We start from the raw sequence: 17,910 nt of genomic DNA, 5'->3' as shown, positions 1-17,910 counted from the left end.
GGCGGGGGCTGCTCCTTCTAGAGGTCGAGCACGAGGGTCTCACCCTCGGCGGCCCGGGAGACACAGGGCAACAGGGCACCGGCGGCGCGCTGCTCGGGGGTGAGGCGGCGGTCCCGGTGGTCGGGCGAGCCGGCCAGCAGGCGGACCTCGCAGGTGCCGCAGAAGCCCTGGTGGCACGAGTACGGGAGGCCCGGGCGGGCTTCCCGCAGCACGTCCAGGGCGGACCGGTCGGCGGGCACGTCGAGGGTCGGGCCGTCCGTGCCGAGGCGGACGGTGAAGGGCTCGCCGTCGGTGATCGGGGCGGCGCCGAAGCGCTCGAAGTGCAGCGCACCGCTGGGCCCGCCGGACCCCTCCGGGCCGCCGTCCAGGGCCCGCTGCACGGCGGCGAGCATCGGCGCCGGGCCGCAGCAGTAGACGGCGGCACCGCGCGGGGCGTGGGCCAGCAGCTCGGCGCCGGTGGGGACGCCGCCGTGCTCGTCGTCGGTGCGCAGGACCACCCGGCGCGGATCGAGGGCGCGCAGCTCGTCCGCGTACGGGAGGGTGTCGGCACTGCGGCCGACGTGCACCAGGCGCCAGTCCAGGCCGTGGCGCTGCGCCTCGCGGGCCATCGGGAGCAGCGGGGTGATGCCGATGCCGCCGGCCAGCAGGAGGACGGCGGGTTCGGCGCAGAAGGCGAAGCCGTTGCGCGGGCGGCGGGCGGTGAGGCGGGCGCCGGGGTGCAGGGCGTCGTGGATCTCGACGGACCCGCCACCGCCCCCGGGCAGCCGCCGGACGGCGATGCGGTAGGCGGTGCGGTAGGCCGGGTCACCGGTGAGGGAGTAGTGGCGCTCGCGGCCGGAGGGCAGGGCGAGGCGCAGGTGGGCACCGGGCTGCCAGGCCGGCAGCAGGCCGCCGGAGGGGTCGGCGAGCTGCAACTCGACGACGTCGGCGGCCAGTTCGCGGCGGGCGGTGACGACCAGCTGCAGCTGCGGGGTGGGGCGGCTGAACGGGCGGCGGGGGTTGCGGCGCAGCAGGGGGCCGCCGAGGGCCGGGGAGTAGCGGTCGCCGAAGGCGGTGAGCCAGCGCATGAACGCGTCGGCGCGCGGGCGGCCGTAGAGGTCGGGGGGCGGGGTGAGCAGGTCCATCCGGCGGGGTTCCTTGGCGTCGGGAGAGGCGTCGGGCGGGGCGTCGGGCGCGGGGCGGATGACGGGTGACAAGTGACGGGTCACAGGCGACGGAGGACGGCTGACAGATGACAGATGACAGATGACAGATGACGTTCTCTGAAATCTGTTCGCTGTCATCCGTCCGCTGTCATCGGTTCACTGAACCCTGTCCGCCGTCAGCCGCGCGCGGCGGCCGCGCGGGCGGCCGGCGAGGTGGCGAGGTAGCCCAGCGCCTGGCTGGAGGACCCCTCCTGGGTCGGGTGGTAGCCCGGCCGCAGGTACCGCAGCCCGGAGCGGATCGACCCGATCGGGTCCGGCAGCAGGCCGCGCTTGGCGATCCGCCCGGCCTCGCGCCAGCTGGGCTTGAGTCGCCCGGCCAGGGTCGGGTCGGCCGCGAGCAGGAAGCGGGCGCCGCGCACCCAGAGGTGCACCAGCAGCGGCCCGGACACCGCCATCCCGCGGATCCGCCGGAAGTAGCCCGGATCCAGGTGGACCATCAGGTCGTAGGCGACGCTGCGGTGCTCGACCTCCTCGGCGCCGTGCCAGCGCAGCAGGTCGAGCATCGTCGGGTCGGCCTTGGCCCGGTCCAGGCCCGGGGAGTTGAGGGCCCAGTCGCCGAGGAAGGCGGTGAAGTGCTCGATGGCCGCGATGAACGCGACCCGCTCGATGATGTTCTCCCGCCGCCGCGCCGGCGTCAGCCCCGGCTTGTCGCCCAGGACCCGCTGGAACAGCCAGGAGACCTGTCGGACGTACGGACGAGGGTCCAGCCCCTGGCCGAGCAGGTGGTCCAGGACTTCCTGGTGCGCCTCGGCGTGGATGGCCTCCTGCCCGATGAACCCAAGGACCTCTTCGCGCAGTTGGTCGTCCCGGATGAGCGGCAGCGCCTCCTTGAACACCTTGACGAACCAGCGCTCGCCCTCGGGCAGCAGCAGGTGCAGCACGTTGATGACGTGGGTGGCCATCGGCTCGTCCGGGATCCAGTGCAGTGGCAGCTGGGCCCAGTCGAAGCGGACGTCCCGGGGCTCCAGGACGAGGCTGTCGTGCACGCGTGCGGCGGGGGCGGCGAGGGCGGGGACGGGGGTGGATCGGGGCATGGCAGGCCCTCCTGACCTGGGGGCGGCGGCTCGGCTCAGGGAAACGTACTCGCGGGTAGCGGCCGGGACAAGGGTTTCGGCGACCCTTATCGACATCGAGTCTAATAAGTGATGTGCACCGCTGGACGCCCCCGGAAACATCCCGGGAACCACGCGGCGGAACACGCGAAGGAAACGTTCGGCGAGAAACGCACGGGCCCCGCCGGACGCGACACGTCCGGCGGGGCCTTCGGGCGGACGGCTCAGACCGCCATCGCCAGCATCAGCGGCGCCGCCCGGGCCGCCAGCAGTTCGGCGGCGGCCTTCAGCTTGTGGATGTTGTCCGCCGACATGGAGGTGGCCAGGCAGCCGACCGTGCTTCCCGCCGTGATCGGCACGGCGGCGCACACCGTGCCCAGCGCGTACTCCTGGATGTCCAGCACCGGCACGGTGGCCGGCTGCCGCTCCAGACGGTGCATCAACTGGTCGGCGTCGGTGACCGTTCGGGAGGTGAGCCGGGCGACCGGGTGCCGGGAGAGGTGGTCGCGCCGGGCGTCCGAGTCCAGCTGGCTGAGCAGGCACTTGCCGATCGCACTGGCGTGCGCCGTGGCCCGGAAGTCCACCCACTCCTGGACCGCCGGGGCGTAGTCGGCCGCCGAGACCGCCTCCACCGACAACTCGCCGTCGTGGTAACGGCTGAAGTACACCGCGGCGCCCAACTCGTCCCGGAGTTCGGCCAGTTTGCGGTTCAGTCGGGCATTGACCAGCTGCTCGCGGTTGTTCTGCCCGAGCAGGGCGAAGGTGCCGCCGAGCACCCAACCGCCGTCCTGGCACTGGAGATAGCCTTCGATCTCCAGGATCTCCGCGAGCCGCCGCACGGTCGGCAGCCCGAGCGAGGTCTCCCGCGCGAGGCCCACCAGGGTGGCGCCGTCGGGGTGGCGGTCGACCGCCTCCAGCAGTCTGAGGGCGTGCTGCAGGGAGGTGAACGGGCCGGTCAGGCCCTGGTCCAGCGCGGCGTGACGACCCGGGGCTGGTGTCGACATGTCGTCCCCTTCCGATGTCCCCCCACGGAGCGACCGCGGGCACGCACCAGCCTATCGACCCGGCGGGCCCGACGACTGCCGTCCGTGAATATCCGTGAACATTCCGTGGAGCAACCTCCGGTCGACCTGGGGAAACGCGCCCCGGAGGTCACGGTTCGGCGGTTACGGCCCGGTAGCGACAACCGGCAGTGACGAAGCAGACGGTGACGACCCGACAGCCCGCCCCGGGCGAACGCCGCGACGGGCCCCTCCCCCACTGCCCAGGGGGGAGAGGCCCGCCGTGCGGCCACCGGGTGCGGGCCCGGTGGCCGGGGAGGGTGGTCGGTCGGCCGCGGCGGCCGTCAGCCCTCGTCGCCCGCGCGCAGCTTGGCGACGGCGGCGGCCAGGCGGGCGCCGTACTCCTCGTCCGCGGCGTGGAAGTGGGCGAGGTTCTTCTCGACGATGTCGTCGCGGGTCACCTGCGCCAGGAAGCCGGCGATGTTGTCGATCAGACGGGTCTTCTCCCCGGCCGACATCAGCCGGTAGAGCTCACCGGCCTGGAAGAAGTCGTCGTCCTTGCTGTGGGCCGGCGTGGTGTAGGTGCCGGTGTGGCCGTCGACCTTCACCGGCGCGGCGAGCGCGGCGTCGGTCTGGGCCGGGCCGTCGTACGAGTTGGGCTCGTAGTTCTTGCCGCGGCCCGCGGTGTTGGCGGCCATGAGGCCGTCCCGGCCGTAGTTGGCGGCCTCGGTGGCGCGCGGGGCGTTCACCGGCAGCTGGGTGTGGTTGACGCCGAGGCGGTAGCGCTGGGCGTCGGCGTAGGCGAACAGCCGGCCCTGGAGCATCTTGTCCGGGGACGGGCCGATGCCGGGCACGAAGTTGTTCGGCGAGAACGCGGACTGCTCGACCTCGCCGAAGACGTTCTCCGGGTTCCTGTTGAGCACCAGGCGGCCGACCTTGACCAGCGGGTAGTCGGCGTGCGGCCACACCTTGGTCAGGTCGAACGGGTTGAAGCGGTAGTCCGCGGCCTCGGCGACCGGCATCAGCTGGACGTAGAGGGTCCAGGACGGGAACACCCCGCGCTCGATGGCCTGGTGGAGGTCGCGCTGGTGCGAGTCGGCGTCGGCGCCGAGCACCTCGGCGGCCTGGTCGCCGTCCAGGCAGCGGACGCCCTGGTTGGTCTTGAAGTGGTACTTCACCCAGTAGGCGTCGCCCTCGGCGTTGACCCACTGGTAGGTGTGCGAGCCGTAGCCGTTCATGTGGCGGTAGGAGGCCGGGATGCCGCGGTCGCCGAACAGCCAGGTGATCTGGTGGGTCGAGGCGGGCGAGTGGGCCCAGAAGTCCCAGACGTTGTCCGCCTCCTGCACGCCGGTGTACGGGTCGCGCTTCTGCGAGTGGATGAAGTCGGGGAACTTGATCGGGTCCTTGATGAAGAACACCGGGGTGTTGTTGCCGACGAGGTCGTAGTTGCCGTCCTCGGTGTAGAACTTCAGCGCGAAGCCGCGCGGGTCGCGCACCGCGTCGCCGGCGCCCAGGTTGCCGGCCACGGTGGAGAAGCGCAGGAAGACCTCGGTGCGCTTGCCGACCTCGGAGAGGAAGCCCGCCCGGGTGTAGCGCGACACCTCGTCGGTGACCTCGAAGTAGCCGTAGGCGCCGGAGCCGCGGGCGTGCACGACGCGCTCCGGGATGCGCTCCCGGTTGAACCGGGCCAGCTTCTCCAGCAGCTGCTGGTCCTGGATCAGCAGCGGGCCGTACTCGCCGGCCGAGGCCGAGTTCTGGTTGTCGGCGATCGGGGCGCCGGACTCCGTGGTCAGGATCTTGGACATGGAGGGTCCTTCAGGTGTCGATAAGGGCGGTGCGTGGAGGGTGGGCTGACGATCCGTCGGGCTGTTGCGCCGACCGGGGGGTCAGGCCCCGAGCAGGCGCCAGGCGGCCGCGCGGCGGCGGGAGGAGTGCTCGCCGTCGGGGCCGTCGGTCGGCCGGAGCGCCGCGACGGCGGCGCCGACGGCGGCCGGGTCCGCCAGCGGGCGGGCGGCGGTCAGCGCGGCGGCCTCGTCGGCGGTCAGCCCGGCCTCGGTGAGGGCGGTGGCGGCCTCGTCGGCCGGGACGGCGTTGAACCAGCGCAGCGCGAGGGCCGCGCGGCCGGCCTCGGTGAGGCGGCCGGTGAGCCGGAGGCGGGCGAGGCCGCCGTCCGGGTAGACGTTGATGCGCACGTGGGTCACCGGGCGGCCGGTGTCGAGCCGGAAGCGGTGCCGGGTGTCGGGCTGGAGCCGGGTGCGCGGCAGCAGCTCGAACCACTCGCCGTCGGCCGGGTCGGCCCCGGTCGAGGCGTCGAAGCCGATCAGGTCGGCCCAGCCGGGGGCGTTGGCGACGAAGTGGGACGTGTCCACCTCGGCGGCCAGGACCTCGCCGCCCCCGGCCAGGGCGATCTGCACCCAGTCGTTGGCCTTGTCGCGCCGACGCCGGGTCTCCCAACCGTCGCCCATGACGGAGGCGCGGCCGGGAGCGTTCAGGTTGTGCGGGGAGGAGAAGTAGCGGTCGGACGCCGCCTCGGCCACGCCGCCGTACTCCTGGGCGGCCAGGTCGAAGGTGAGGCCGTCCAGCTCGCGCGGGTCGGGCAGCACCTCGCCGTGCACGCGCAGCCGGGCGACGCCGCCGTCCGGGAAGATGTTCAGCCGTACGTGGGTGTAGCGGGCGTCGTCGTCGACGGCGAACTCGTGCGCGGTGTTCCCGCGCAGCGGGGTGCGCGGCACGATCGTGGTCCACCGGGCGGCCTGCAGCTCCTCCGGCGAGGGGTGGCCGGGGACGGACACGGCCTGGACCGAGCCGGATTCCGGGTAGTTGCCGGTGAAGTGGGCGGTGTCCACGATCACGCCGCGGATCGCACCGGCGACGCCGAGCCGGACGATCGCCCAGTCGTGGTCCTGGTCGGTGGGGTGCGGCTGCTCGGCGGAGACGCCGCGGCGGCGCTTGGACTCCCAGCCGTCCATGATCTGGCCCTTGTGGCCGAAGGTGTGCGGGCGGAACTCGGCCGGCTTGGCGACCAGCAGGTTCTCCGCGTCCGCGAAGGTGTCCTCGTTGGTGGCGACGACGCCCGCGCCGAGCAGTCGGGAGGCCAGGTCGACCAGCTCGGTGAACGGAGCGCTCGGGGTGTCGGCAGTGGTCACTGACTCTCCTTCAGGAGCGATCGGACGGGGTGGCGGTACGCGCGGCGGTACGGTCGATGGCAGGAGCGGCGGCAGGAGCGGCAGCCGGGGCCGCGGGCCGGGCGAGCTGCCGGCCGAAGGGGCGGGCCGCGGTGTCCACCTCGCGGCCGCGGAGCCAGGTGGTGCGCACCGCGCCGGTGAGGGTCCGGCCCGCGTACGGGGTCACCGGGTTGCGGTGGTGCAACCCGCTCGCCCGGACGGCGAACTCGCCGTCGGGGTCGAAGGCGACCAGGTCGGCGTCGTGGCCGGGCGCGATGGCGCCCTTGGTGCCGGTGAGGCCGACCAGTTCGGCCGGTCCGGCGGACATCCAGCGCACGACGTCGGACAGGGTGTGACCGCGGCGGCGGGCCTCGGTCCAGACGGCCGGCAGGCCGAGCTGCAGCGAGGCGATGCCGCCCCAGGCGGCCGCGAAGTCCCCGCTGCCGCCGTACTCGGGCAGCAGCTTGAGGTCGGGGGTGGACGGCGAGTGGTCGGAGACGACGGCGATGAACTCGCCGTTCGCCAGGGCCTCCCAGAGGGCGTCCCGGTTGGACTCGTCGCGGATCGGCGGGCAGCACTTGAAGGCGGTGTCGCCGTCGGGCACCTGCTCGGCCGCGAGGGTCAGGTAGTGCGGGCAGGTCTCGGCGGTCACCCGGACGCCGTCCTCGCGCGCCCGGCGCAGCAGGGGCAGCACGGCGGCGGAGGAGACGTGCAGGATGTGCACCCGGGCGCCGGTGCGCCGGGCGGTGTCGAGCAGGTGGGCGACGGCCGCGGTCTCGGCGTCGGCGGGGCGGGAGGCCAGGAAGTCCCGGTAGTGGACGCCGGGTTGCTGCGGGGCGGCGGCGAGGACGGTCGGGTCCTCGGCGTGGATGATCGCCAGCGCCCCGATCCGGGCCTGCTCGGCCAGCGCGGCCTCCAGGTCGGCGGCCTCGACGTGCGGGAACTCGTCCACCCCGGAGGGGGCGAGGAAGCTCTTGAAGCCGAACACGCCCTCGCGGTGCAGGGGTTCGAGGTCGGCGACGTTGCCGGGGACGGCCCCGCCCCAGAAGCCCAGGTCGACCCACGCCTGGCCCTCGGCGGTCTTCCGCTTGACCAGCAGTCCCTCCACCGTGGTGGTGGGCGGGATCGAGTTGAGCGGCATGTCGATGATCGTGGTGACGCCGCCGGCCGCGGCGGCCCGGGTGGCGGTGGCGAAGCCCTCCCACTCGGTGCGGCCGGGCTCGTTGACGTGCACGTGGGTGTCGACCAGGCCGGGCAGCAGGGCGGTGTCGCCGAGGTCGGCGAGCTCGCGGTCGCCGGCCGGGAGCGAGCCGTGCGCGGCGACCTGCTCGATCTTCCCGTCCCGGATCAGCACGTCCGCGGGGCGCTCGCCGTCGGGCAGGACCACCCGTCGGGAGCGGATCACCGTCGGCTGACTGAAAGGCATGGGAGACCTCCGGGGCCAAGGAGTCGGGGGTGGTGGTTGGGGGGCGCTTCGCAACGGTTCGCCGGGAAGGGTTCGCGGGAGGGGCGAAGGAAGGGGCGAGGAGGGAGGCGAGGGAGGAGGCGGGGATTGCGGGGAGCCTAGGCCCGCCTTCAACAAAACGTCAATGGATGAACCTACGAGGGTTCAGCGCGGCAGCAGCACACCGGCCAACCGCTCCCCCGCGACCTCGGCCAGTTCGGCGGCCCTCGCCATGCTGTCCCCGGGCTGTTCGGCCAGGTCGGTCAGCGCGATCGCGGCGGCGAAGCCGGCCGCCCGCCACTGCGGCTCGGCGAGTTCCAGCCGGCCCGCCACGGCAGCCACCCGAACCCCCGCCCGGGCGGCCGCCGCGGCAACCCCGGCGGGGGCCTTGCCGTGGAGCGTCTGCGCGTCCAGGCAACCCTCGCCGGTCACGACGAGGCGTGCCCCACGCACGGCCTCGTCGAAGCCCAGCAGGTCGAGCAGCAGCTCGATGCCGGGTCGCATGGTGGCGCCGAGCAGGGCGAGGGCGGCGAAGCCCACCCCGCCCGCGGCGCCGGCGCCGGGAGCCTCCCGGACGTCCCGTCCGGTGGCTTCGGCGACGAGGTCGGCGAACCGGGTGAGTCCTTCCTCCAGGACCACCAGGTCGTCGCCGTCCGCGCCCTTCTGCGGACCGTAGACGGCGGTGGCGCCGCGCGGCCCGAGCAGCGGGTTGTCCACGTCGCAGGCCACCACGATCTCGACACCGCCCAGCGCGTCGGCCAGCGGGCCGAGCTCGATCTCCGCGAGCCTGCGCAACGCGGCACCGCCGGGCGGGAGTTCGGCGCCGTCGGCGTCCCGCAGGCGCACCCCGAGCGCCTGCACCATGCCCGCACCGCCGTCCGTACAGGCGCTGCCGCCGAGGCCCAGCACGATCCGCTTGACGCCGAGCGAGACGGCCCGGGCGATCAGCTGGCCGACCCCGAAGGACCCGGCCGCGAGCGGGGCGGTCCGGCCGCCGGGCAGCCGGGCGAGGCCCGAGGCCTGCGCCAGTTCGACGACGGCGGTGTCGCCCCGGACGGCGAGCGCGGCGTCCACCGGCAGACCCGTCGGACCGGCCACCTTGGCCGGCACGCGGTCGAAGCCGGCCGCGAGCGCGGCGGCCAGGGTGCCCTCGCCGCCGTCGGCGACGGGCAGCTCGCGCACCTCGGTGCCGGGCGCGGCGCGGCGGATGCCGGCGGCGATCCGGGCGGCCACCTCGGCGCCCTCCAGGCTGCCCTTGAACTTGTCGGGGGCGACGACCACATGGCCCTGGCGGGGGGTGGGGGGCATGGTGCGGTCCTCGCTTCCGTACGGGTGTGGCGGTGGTACTGCGACGTGCGTCAAGCATGTGCCCGGAGGTCCGGGGGTGCGAGCCCCTCGGCCGAACCGGTGTGAACGGGGCCTGCCCGGACCGGTGTGAACGAGCCCGGTGTGAACGAGCCTGGTGTGAACGGGCCCGCTCTGAACGGGCCCTGCCCCGGGAGGGTGCGACCCCCTCCCCGCCGTTCCCCCCGTCCCGCTTCCGACGTACGGGGGGCTCCCCTCGGCGGGGAGGGGGCCAGGCGACGCGCAGGCACGACCGAAGTGCCCCCTGGTGGGAGTACGCATCACCGGCTGGATCGACCGGCGGGCGGGCGGATGAGCCCCAGCCCGCACGCCGGTCGGGTTCGACCTCCTGGCGGCGCGGGCACGACCGGATGGGTACACGCCGCCAGGAGGAGTCAGGGACGGGGGCTCCGCGCGGGAGCCCCCGAGGGTGTTACGCGACCTCGCGGCCGGAGAGCCGCTCGACGCCGCGCAGCAGCGCCGAGTGGTCGAGCGAGCCGTCGCCGTTGGCCCGGGCGGAGGCGACCAGCTGGGCCACCACGGCGCCGACCGGCAGCGCGGCGCCCACGGCGCGGGCGGCGTCGGTGACGATGCCCATGTCCTTGTGGTGCAGGTCGATCCGGAAGCCCGGGGCGAACTCGCGGTTCAGCATGTTCGCCTTCTTGCGGTTGAGCACGGTCGAGCCGGCCAGGCCGCCGCCGAGCACGTCCAGCGCGGCCTGCAGGTCGACGCCGGCGTTCTCCAGGAAGACCACGGCCTCGGCCAGCACCTGGATGTTGACGGCGACGATCAGCTGGTTGGCGGCCTTGACGGTCTGGCCGGCGCCGGCCGGGCCGACGTGGATCACGGTGGTGCCCAGCGCGTCGAACAGCGGCTTGGCCTCGGCGAAGTCCTCGGCGGCGCCGCCGACCATGATCGACAGGACGGCCTCGACGGCACCGGCCTCGCCGCCGGAGACCGGGGCGTCCAGCGTGCGGACGCCCTTCTCCTTGGCGGCCGCCTCGACCTTGATCGAGGTCTGCGGGGTGATCGAGGACATGTCGATCACCAGGGTGCCGGGCTTGGCGTTCTCCAGCACGCCGCCCTCGCCCAGGATGACCTGCTCGACGTGCGGGTCGGCGGGGACCATGGTGATGACGACCTCGGCGTCCTGCACCGCGTCCGCGATGGAGGCGGCGCCGTGGCCGCCGGCCGCGACCAGGGCGTCGATCTGCGGCTGGGTGAGGTTGAAGCCGGTGACGTGGTGGCCGGCCTTGACCAGGTTGGCGGCCATCGGGCTGCCCATGATGCCGAGGCCGATGAAGGCGATCTTGCGGCTCATCGCGTCGAGTTCCTTACGTGTGCGGGGTTGGAGGGTGGGTCGGCGGCGCGTCGCGTCGCGGCTCGGCGAGCGCTACGCGGCGGCGCGCAGCTCGCGCGGCAGCCACCCGAAGCTGTCGGCGCTGACGCCGGTGGAGGGGCGGTACTCCAGGCCGATCGGGCCGGTGTAGCCGGCGGCGGTGAGCCGGGCGAACAGGTCCTCGAAGTCCAGGCCGCCGGTGCCGGGCTCGTGGCGGCCCGGGTTGTCGGCGATCTGCACGTGGCCGATGCGGTCGGCGTACGTGTCGATGACCTGCGCCAGGTCCTCGCCGTTCTTGGCCAGGTGGTAGAGGTCGCACAGGAACCGGGCGTTGCCCAGGCCGGTGGCGGCATTGACCTTGTCGACGACCTCGACCGCCGCGGCGGCGGAGACCAGCGGGTAGTCCGGGGACTCGGCCCCGTTCAGGGCCTCGATCAGCAGGACCGCGCCGATCCCGTGCGCCGCCCGGGCGGCGAGCACCAGGTTCTCCAGCGCGAGGGCGTCCTGCTCGGCCGCCTCGACGCCCGCCACCCGGTTGCCGTACAGCGCGTTGAGCGCCTTGGTGCCGAGCGAGCCGGCGATCCCGGTGGCGACCGGGACGTTGGCCCGGAAGCGGTCCCGCTCGGACGGTACGGAGACCGTCCCGCGGGCGCCCCTGCCGAGGTCGTCCAGGAAGTTGAGGCCGGTGAGCCGCACCCCGGCGTCGGTGAACGCCTTGCGGAGCGCGTCGATCTCGGCCTCCGAGGGGTCGTGCTCCTCGCCGAAGGGCCACCAGAGCTCGGCGGCGGTGAAGCCGGCCGCGGCGGCCGCGGCGGGGCGCTCCAGGAGGGGCAGCTCGCCGAACAGGATCGACAGGTTGACCGTGAAGTGGTGCTTGGCAGCGGCCGTCACGTCAGTCACCTCTCATCTCTCTTCCGTCATCCGCAACTTCCACGATCCGGAAGAGGGATTCTGTGTGGTGGAAGCATCTCCGGACGGCGAAGCGAGTGTCAAGGGCGCCGCAACAATTTGTTGAAGACGCTCGGAGCGCACTCCGCCACCCTGGACCCGGCTGTTCGATCACCCAGCCCCTGCCCGCCCGCACCCCCGCTCGATACAGTGATCCCGTGCGATTGATGGTGGAGTTCACGACAGAACCGTTCGAACTGGACACGTTCCCGGAGCACGCCGCGGCGGCCCGCAAAGCGGTCGACGAGGCCGGCCTGGCCGTGTCGGTCGGCCCCTTCGGGACCGGCGCCGAGGGCGAGGCCGACCAGGTCCTCGCCGCGGTGACCAAGCTGCTCCGGGAGACCCTGGACGCGGGCGCGACCCGCATCTCGGTCCAGGTCAGCGTCCTGGACGAGGAGGGCGGTACGCCGTGACCGAGCACGTGGAACACCCGCTCGCCGCGGCGATAAAGCCGCTGCTGGACGCGGTCGGCGCGACGCCCGTCCCGTTGGACGAGGCGAAGCCCGAGGACGTCGTCCTGGAGTGGGAGGGCACGCCGGCGCTGGCCGTCCGACTGCCCCACCTCAGCAGCGCGCTGGACCGGCTGCTGGCCGAGATGACCCGCCAGTTCGACGGCCGCCCGCTGGCCGAGCTGGACCGGCTGGAGAAGCAGCGGGTCGTCGCCCTGCTGGAGGAGCGCGGCGCCTTCACCGTCCGCCACGGCGTCGAGACGGTCGCCTCGGCCCTGGGCGTCAGCCGCTTCACGGTGTACAACTACCTGAACCGCCAGGACGGCTCGAAGTCCTCCTGACGGGCTTCCCGAAGCCCCCTCGCGGGGGCTTCCGAACGGGTGACCCCGTCGGTGCGGCCAGTCTGGATCGGCCCGCGGCGGGGCACACTTGGCGAATCGCACACGAAAGGGCCCGGCACGGCGGGCCGGTTCAAAACGTAACCACCAACCGTTCAACAAAGTGTTGACGACCGGGTGGGGTCGATCTAGCTTTTCCGGGTGGCACCACTCTTCAGGAGGTCCACCCGTGACCAACCACCCCCACGCCCTTGACGCCCTGGCCGCGGCCGACGCCGCCGAGCTGGAAGCGATCCTGCTGGAGGTATGCTCCAGCCCCCGCTGGGCCGCCGCGGTAGCGGAGGCCAAGCCGTGGTCCGACCGCGGGGCCCTGCTCGCCGCCAACGCGGCGGCCATGGCGTCGCTGACGGCCGAGGACCTGCGCGACGCGATGGCCGGCCACGCCCGGATCGGCACGCCCAAGCCGGGCGACGCCACCTCCGAGCGCGAACAGGCCGGGATCCAGGGCGTGGACCAAGCGGTCCTCGACGAACTGCGCGAGGCCAACGCCGCCTACGAGGCGAAGTTCGGCCACGTGTTCCTGATCTGCGCGACCGGCCGCACCGCGACCGGCATGCTCGCCGCCCTGCGCGAGCGCCACCCCAACGACGCCGCCACCGAGGCGGAGATCGTCCGCGGGGAGCTGCGCAAGATCAACGACATCCGGCTCAACCGTCTGATCGACACGGCCTGATCGACACCACCCGATCGACACCGGCCCGACAGCAACACCTCTGATCGACCGTCAGCCCGTGTCGCTCCCGCACCCGGACAGGCCGGCATGTCACAAGGAAACTGACGCACCATCACCTCTGCCATCAGTAAGGTCACTTCGCCCATGACTGGCATCTCCACCCACGTGCTCGACACCAGCCTCGGCCGCCCGGCCGAGGGTGTCCCGGTCGAGCTCGCACTGCACACCGAGGGTGGCTGGCAGGTGCTCGGCACCTCCGCCACGGACTCCGACGGCCGGGTCAAGGACCTCCCGGCCGTGGAGGCGGGCTCGGTCGTCCGGCTGCTCTTCGACACCGGCGCCTACTACGCGCTCACGTCCACGGAGCCGCCGTTCTTCCCCGAGGTCTCGATCGTCTTCACGGTCGCGCCCGAACAGCACCACTACCACGTGCCGCTGCTGCTCAACCCGTTCGGATACTCGGTCTACCGCGGAAGCTAGTAGACCGACCTGGAAGCTCTAGGAGCCACGTCATGGCCCACGTGCTCGGTCAGAACCAGTACGGCAAGGCGGAGAACCGCATCGTCCGGATCTCCCGCGACTCCACCCGGCACGAGATCAAGGACCTGAACGTCTCGGTCTCCCTCCAGGGTGAGTTCGAGGACGTCCACCTCACCGGGTCCAACGCCAACTGCCTCCCCACCGACACCACCAAGAACACCGTCTACGCCTTCGCCAAGGAGTACGGCATCGAGTCGGCCGAGGCCTTCGGCATCGTCCTGGCACGCCACTTCGTCGACAACACCGAGCGCGGCGTCGTCCACGGCGCCCGGATCCGGATCGAGGAGTACTCCTGGGACCGGATCAAGACGCCGGACAGCTCGGCCCGCTTCATCGGCTCGGAGGAGGTCGGCCACTCCTTCGTCCGCACCGGCCAGGAGGTCCGCACCACCGAGATCTCCTACGACGGCGAGACCGTCCGGGTCATCTCCGGCCTCAAGGACCTCGTGGTGATGAACTCCACCAACTCGGAGTTCTGGGGCTACATCAAGGACAAGTACACCACCCTGCAGGAGGCGTACGACCGCATCCTCGCCACCCAGGTCACCGCCCGCTGGAAGTACGGCTACAGCGGCAGGGACGGCGAGGCCCAGCCCAACTGGAACCGCTCCTACGCCCACGTGAAGCGGCACATGCTGGAGGCGTTCGCCGAGACCTACTCCTACTCGCTGCAGCAGACCTTGCACGCGATGGGCACCCGGGTCCTCAACAACCGCGCCGAGGTGGACGAGGTACGCCTCGAACTGCCCAACAAGCACCACTTCCTCGTCGACCTGGAGCCCTTCGGCCTCAAGAACGAGAACGAGGTCTACTACGCCGCGGACCGCATGTACGGCCTGATCGAGGGCACCGTGCACCGCGAGGGCGTCGTCCCGGTCATCCCGGTCGTCTGACCTCCTCCGCCCGTGGACACCGCCCGGAATCGCCGCACCCTCCGGCCCTCGCAGGCCGGTCGAGCCCGGGCGGGCAGGTCCACGCGCACCACCCGCACCACCCGCACCACCCGTTTCTCCACCCGCACCACCCGCACCACCAGTTTCTCCACCCCCACCCACCGGAGTTCGTGTCTGCCTCGCGGCGGCCGGCCCGGGGCACTGGAGAAGCACCCCGAGGAATCCTTGCTCCGCCGTCCCGTCCTCGGGGGGTCTCCAGCGCCGCGGGCGCGCCGGGAGCCACGGGCACAAGAGGGGCTCGACATGGCACCCAGCAACACCAGCAGTACAGACGGCGGTTCCACCCCTGCAAGAACCCACGGCCCGGAGGGCTCACCGGCACACCTCCCCGGTGATCCCTCCGGCCACGGGCCCCACCCCGTGGACGAGTTGCTGCCCCCGGTGAAGCTGGTCTCCACCGGACTCCAGCACGTCGCCGCGATGTACGCGGGAGTCGTCGCACCCCCGCTCATCGTCGGCGCCGGCGTCGGGCTCTCCCCCGCCGAACTCGCCCTGCTCATCTCGGCCAGTCTGTTCACCGCCGGACTGGCCACCCTCCTCCAGACGCTCGGCGTCTGGAAGATCGGCGCGCGGCTGCCGTTCGTGAACGGCGTCTCCTTCGCGGGGGTCGCGCCCATGATCGCCATCGCGAAGGAGCACGGGCCGAAGGACGCCCTCCCGGTGATCTTCGGAGCGGTGATCGTCGCGGGGCTCCTGTGCTTCCTCGCGGCGCCGTACTTCTGCAAGCTCATCCGGTTCTTCCCCCCGGTCGTCCAGGGCACCGTGATCACCCTCATCGGGGTGTCCCTGCTCCCGGTGGCGGTCAACTGGGCGCGCGGCGGCTCGCCGAGCGCCCCCGGGTACGGCTCCATGCGGGCCATCGGCCTCGCCGCGACCACCCTCGTCGCGGTGGTGCTCTGCAACCGGCTGCTGCGCGGCTTCTGGCAGCAGCTGTCCCTGCTCATCGGCCTGGCGTTCGGCACCCTGACCGCCCTCCCGCTGGGACTGGCCGACTTCGGCGCGGTCCGGGACGCGAAGGTCTTCGCGCTCCCCTCCCCGTTCCACTTCGGCGCGCCGATGTTCGACGCTGCCGCGATCGCCTCGCTCTGCATCGTCATGGTGGTCTCGATGACCGAGTCCACCGCCGACATGCTCGCGCTCGGCAAGATCGTCGACCGCGAGGCCGACGAGCCCACCCTCGCCGCCGGTCTGCGGGCCGACGGCCTGGCCACCGCGCTCAGCCCCGTCTTCAACGGCTTCGCCGCCAGCGCCTTCGCCCAGAACATCGGGCTGGTGGCGCTGACGAAGATCCGCAGCCGCTTCGTGGTCGCGGCCGGCGGCGGCATCCTGGTCCTGCTGGGGCTGTTCCCCGTGCTGGGCTCGGTCGTCTCCCTGGTGCCGCAGCCCGTCCTCGGCGGCGCCGGGATCGTGCTCTTCGGCACGGTCGCGGCGAGCGGCATCCGCACTCTCGCGGAGGCCGGCATGGAGTCCAGCTCCCACACCATCCTGGTGTCGGTCTCCCTCGGCGTCGGCATCATCCCGATCGCGGTGCCGACGTTCTACGACTCCTTCCCGGAGGCCGTCCGGACCCTGATGCACTCGGGGATCTCGGCCGGCTGCGTGATGGCCGTCCTGCTCAACCTGCTCTTCCACCACGTCGGAACCACCCGCCGGTCCAGATCCGGCCAGGCCTCCGGCGCGACGGTGCCGACGGCGACACCGTCCTGACCGGCCCGGGAGGGGCGCGTGCCACCCGCACACGCCCGACGCGCGCCCCTCCCGGCCCTCCCCCCTAGGAGTGACACCATGGCAGTCCAGCCCCCACCCGCCGACCAGCGGATCGTGATCGAGAACGTCGCGATCGCCACCGTGGACGCGAACGACACCGAGTACGCCCGCGGACACGTGGTCATCCTCGGCAACACGATCGAGGCGGTCGGCTCCGGCCCCGCCCCCGCGTGGCTGGACAACGTGGTGCGCCGGATCAACGGCGAGGGCCACCTGGTCACCCCCGGCCTGGTCAACACCCACCACCACTTCTACCAGTGGATCACCCGCGGCCTCGCCCAGGACGACATCCTGTTCGACTGGCTGGTCGCCCTCTACCCGACCTGGGCCCGGATCGACGACAAGCTCGTCCACGCCGCCAGCCAGGGCTCCGCCGCCGCCCTGCTCAAGTCCGGCTGCACCACCGCCTCGGACCACCACTACGTGTTCCCCAGGGACGGCGGCGACATCCTCGGCGCCTCGATCGAGGCCGTCCAGGAACTCGGCCTGCGCTTCACCGCGCTGCGCGGCTCGATGGACCGCAGCAAGAAGGACGGCGGCCTGCCGCCGGACCACGCCGTCGAGGAGCTGGACGACATCCTGGCCGCCTCCGAGGCCGCCGTCGACCGGTACCACGACTCCTCCTTCGGCTCGATGCTGCACGTCGCCATCGCGCCCTGCTCCCCCTTCTCGGTCTCCACCGACCTGCTCCGCCAGTCCGCCGAACTCGCCCGCCGCAAGGGCGTCCGGCTGCACACCCACGGCTCGGAGACCGCCGAGGAGGAGCAGTTCTGCAAGGAGCTGTTCGGCATGGGCCCGACCGACTACTTCGAGTCGGTCGGCTGGCTCGGCGAGGACGTCTGGATGGCGCACTGCGTCCACATGAACGACTCCGACATCGCCAAGTTCGCCGAGACCGGCACCGGCGTCGCCCACTGCCCGTCCTCCAACGCCCGCCTCGCCGCCGGCATCGCCCGCGTACCCGACATGCTCCGGGCCGGCGTCCCGGTCGGCCTCGGCGTGGACGGCACCGCCTCCAACGAGTCCGGCGAACTCGGCACCGAACTGCGCAACGCGCTGCTCATCAACCGGCTGCACGGCTCCCCCAAGGCCCTCACCGGGCGGCAGGCGCTGCGCCTCGGCACCATGGGCGGCGCCCGGGTGCTCGGCCGGCAGGACGAGATCGGCTCGATCGAGGTCGGCAAGCTCGCCGACCTGGCGCTCTGGAAGATCGACGGGGTCATGCACTCCTCCATCGCCGACCCGGTCGCCGCCCTCACCTTCGGCGCGCTGCCGCCGCTGTCGGTGCTGTTCGTCAACGGCAACGCGGTGGTCGAGAAGGGACAGCTGACCACCGTCAACGAGGACCGCATCGCGCGCGACTGCGCCCGTGCCGCCAGGGAGCTGGCGGCCCGGCCGGTCTGACGCACCCTCGGACTCCGGGGCGCCCAGGGACGGTGCGCACCCGGACTCCGCGCACCCCGCCGCGGGTGCGCGGACCGGGGGCCCCGCGCCCCGCCGGGGGGGCCGGGCCGCCGCCCCGCCCGGGGCGCACGCCCAACAGCGGGGCGGTCCGGTGGGCGCCCGCGGCGCGGTGGCCGCGGCGGATCACGTGCAGGCACAGGTCGACGCCGGCGGCCACACCCGCGGAGGT

Annotated in this window: 15 protein-coding genes and 1 pseudogene; 7 read left to right on the top strand and 9 right to left on the bottom strand. The window is 72.9% G+C overall.

Annotation, left to right across the window (positions count from 1 at the left end; all coding sequences use genetic code 11):
• Nucleotides 1-17: 17 nt before the first annotated feature.
• The 9 genes and pseudogenes from ABT048_RS34315 to ABT048_RS34275 all read right to left on the bottom strand — a co-directional run bounded on the left by ABT048_RS34315 (nt 18) and on the right by ABT048_RS34275 (nt 11,449).
• The gene (locus ABT048_RS34315) at nt 18-1,124 is read right to left on the bottom strand and encodes a PDR/VanB family oxidoreductase (protein ID WP_350525505.1); all 1,107 of its coding nucleotides are present in this window, start codon (nt 1,122-1,124) and stop codon (nt 18-20) included.
• A gap of 197 nt (nt 1,125-1,321) precedes the next feature.
• Nucleotides 1,322-2,239 carry a metal-dependent hydrolase gene (locus tag ABT048_RS34310; RefSeq protein WP_350525504.1) on the bottom strand — a complete coding sequence of 306 codons (918 nt, stop codon included), beginning with the start codon at nt 2,237-2,239 and terminating at the stop codon, nt 1,322-1,324.
• Nucleotides 2,240-2,481: 242 nt separating this feature from the next.
• Nucleotides 2,482-3,261, bottom strand: a complete 780-nt coding sequence (locus ABT048_RS34305) for an IclR family transcriptional regulator (protein ID WP_350525503.1) — start codon at nt 3,259-3,261, stop codon at nt 2,482-2,484.
• Nucleotides 3,262-3,602: 341 nt separating this feature from the next.
• Nucleotides 3,603-5,063, bottom strand: a complete 1,461-nt coding sequence (locus tag ABT048_RS34300; protein WP_350525502.1) for a catalase — start codon at nt 5,061-5,063, stop codon at nt 3,603-3,605.
• A 294-nt stretch (nt 5,064-5,357) separates the two neighbouring features.
• Nucleotides 5,358-6,467 (bottom strand): annotated as a pseudogene (alc, locus tag ABT048_RS34295) (allantoicase); the annotation flags it as partial.
• Nucleotides 6,415-7,848 (bottom strand): allantoinase AllB, encoded by a 1,434-nt coding sequence (gene allB / locus ABT048_RS34290; RefSeq protein ID WP_350525501.1) that lies wholly within the window; start codon nt 7,846-7,848, stop codon nt 6,415-6,417. The gene allB and the pseudogene alc, both read right to left, overlap by 53 nt.
• 183 nt (nt 7,849-8,031) lie before the next feature.
• Nucleotides 8,032-9,174: a glycerate kinase gene (locus ABT048_RS34285; protein WP_350525500.1), complete on the bottom strand. Its 1,143-nt coding sequence runs from the start codon at nt 9,172-9,174 to the stop codon at nt 8,032-8,034.
• Between the two features lie 469 nt (nt 9,175-9,643).
• On the bottom strand, nt 9,644-10,531 hold the full coding sequence (locus ABT048_RS34280; RefSeq protein WP_350525499.1) for a 2-hydroxy-3-oxopropionate reductase: 888 nt from the start codon (nt 10,529-10,531) through the stop codon (nt 9,644-9,646).
• Nucleotides 10,532-10,603: 72 nt separating this feature from the next.
• Nucleotides 10,604-11,449 carry a TIM barrel protein gene (locus ABT048_RS34275; RefSeq protein ID WP_350525498.1) on the bottom strand — a complete coding sequence of 282 codons (846 nt, stop codon included), beginning with the start codon at nt 11,447-11,449 and terminating at the stop codon, nt 10,604-10,606.
• A gap of 215 nt (nt 11,450-11,664) precedes the next feature.
• Between ABT048_RS34275 and ABT048_RS34270 the strand changes: the two genes are divergently transcribed.
• From ABT048_RS34270 to ABT048_RS34240, 7 genes are all read left to right on the top strand, one after another.
• Nucleotides 11,665-11,910, top strand: coding sequence for a thiamine-binding protein (locus ABT048_RS34270; protein ID WP_502894105.1), 246 nt, complete (start codon nt 11,665-11,667; stop codon nt 11,908-11,910).
• Nucleotides 11,907-12,287 carry a helix-turn-helix domain-containing protein gene (locus tag ABT048_RS34265; protein ID WP_350525496.1) on the top strand — a complete coding sequence of 127 codons (381 nt, stop codon included), beginning with the start codon at nt 11,907-11,909 and terminating at the stop codon, nt 12,285-12,287. Before ABT048_RS34270 ends, ABT048_RS34265 begins: the two co-directional genes overlap by 4 nt.
• A 226-nt stretch (nt 12,288-12,513) precedes the next feature.
• A complete protein-coding gene (uraD, locus tag ABT048_RS34260) occupies nt 12,514-13,017 on the top strand; it encodes a 2-oxo-4-hydroxy-4-carboxy-5-ureidoimidazoline decarboxylase (protein WP_350525495.1) in 504 nt (167 codons plus the stop codon).
• A gap of 144 nt (nt 13,018-13,161) precedes the next feature.
• Nucleotides 13,162-13,497: a hydroxyisourate hydrolase gene (gene uraH, locus ABT048_RS34255; protein ID WP_350525494.1), complete on the top strand. Its 336-nt coding sequence runs from the start codon at nt 13,162-13,164 to the stop codon at nt 13,495-13,497.
• Between the two features lie 32 nt (nt 13,498-13,529).
• Nucleotides 13,530-14,450, top strand: a complete 921-nt coding sequence (gene pucL, locus ABT048_RS34250; RefSeq protein WP_350525493.1) for a factor-independent urate hydroxylase — start codon at nt 13,530-13,532, stop codon at nt 14,448-14,450.
• Nucleotides 14,451-14,753: 303 nt separating this feature from the next.
• Nucleotides 14,754-16,217, top strand: a complete 1,464-nt coding sequence (locus tag ABT048_RS34245) for a nucleobase:cation symporter-2 family protein (protein ID WP_350525492.1) — start codon at nt 14,754-14,756, stop codon at nt 16,215-16,217.
• Between the two features lie 78 nt (nt 16,218-16,295).
• Nucleotides 16,296-17,681, top strand: a complete 1,386-nt coding sequence (locus tag ABT048_RS34240) for an 8-oxoguanine deaminase (protein ID WP_350525491.1) — start codon at nt 16,296-16,298, stop codon at nt 17,679-17,681.
• Nucleotides 17,682-17,910: the final 229 nt, after the last annotated feature.

This window comes from Kitasatospora sp. NPDC096140 (genome assembly GCF_040303045.1).
GTDB lineage: Bacteria > Actinomycetota > Actinomycetes > Streptomycetales > Streptomycetaceae > Kitasatospora.
Note: the sequence above shows the minus strand (reverse complement) of the source record. Positions and strands in the feature narration are given on the sequence as shown.

Bases quoted from the DNA above. Each gene is read 5' to 3' on its own strand.
- pucL (WP_350525493.1), top strand. From the start codon at position 13,530: ATGGCCCACGTGCTCGGTCAGAACCAGTACGGCAAGGCGGAGAACCGC.
- ABT048_RS34305 (WP_350525503.1), bottom strand. From the start codon at position 3,261: ATGTCGACACCAGCCCCGGGTCGTCACGCCGCGCTGGACCAGGGCCTG.
- ABT048_RS34270 (WP_502894105.1), top strand. From the start codon at position 11,665: ATGGTGGAGTTCACGACAGAACCGTTCGAACTGGACACGTTCCCGGAG.
- ABT048_RS34300 (WP_350525502.1), bottom strand. From the start codon at position 5,063: ATGTCCAAGATCCTGACCACGGAGTCCGGCGCCCCGATCGCCGACAAC.
- ABT048_RS34315 (WP_350525505.1), bottom strand. From the start codon at position 1,124: ATGGACCTGCTCACCCCGCCCCCCGACCTCTACGGCCGCCCGCGCGCC.
- ABT048_RS34240 (WP_350525491.1), top strand. From the start codon at position 16,296: ATGGCAGTCCAGCCCCCACCCGCCGACCAGCGGATCGTGATCGAGAAC.
- allB (WP_350525501.1), bottom strand. From the start codon at position 7,848: ATGCCTTTCAGTCAGCCGACGGTGATCCGCTCCCGACGGGTGGTCCTG.
- ABT048_RS34285 (WP_350525500.1), bottom strand. From the start codon at position 9,174: ATGCCCCCCACCCCCCGCCAGGGCCATGTGGTCGTCGCCCCCGACAAG.
- ABT048_RS34280 (WP_350525499.1), bottom strand. From the start codon at position 10,531: ATGAGCCGCAAGATCGCCTTCATCGGCCTCGGCATCATGGGCAGCCCG.
- ABT048_RS34310 (WP_350525504.1), bottom strand. From the start codon at position 2,239: ATGCCCCGATCCACCCCCGTCCCCGCCCTCGCCGCCCCCGCCGCACGC.
- ABT048_RS34245 (WP_350525492.1), top strand. From the start codon at position 14,754: ATGGCACCCAGCAACACCAGCAGTACAGACGGCGGTTCCACCCCTGCA.
- uraH (WP_350525494.1), top strand. From the start codon at position 13,162: ATGACTGGCATCTCCACCCACGTGCTCGACACCAGCCTCGGCCGCCCG.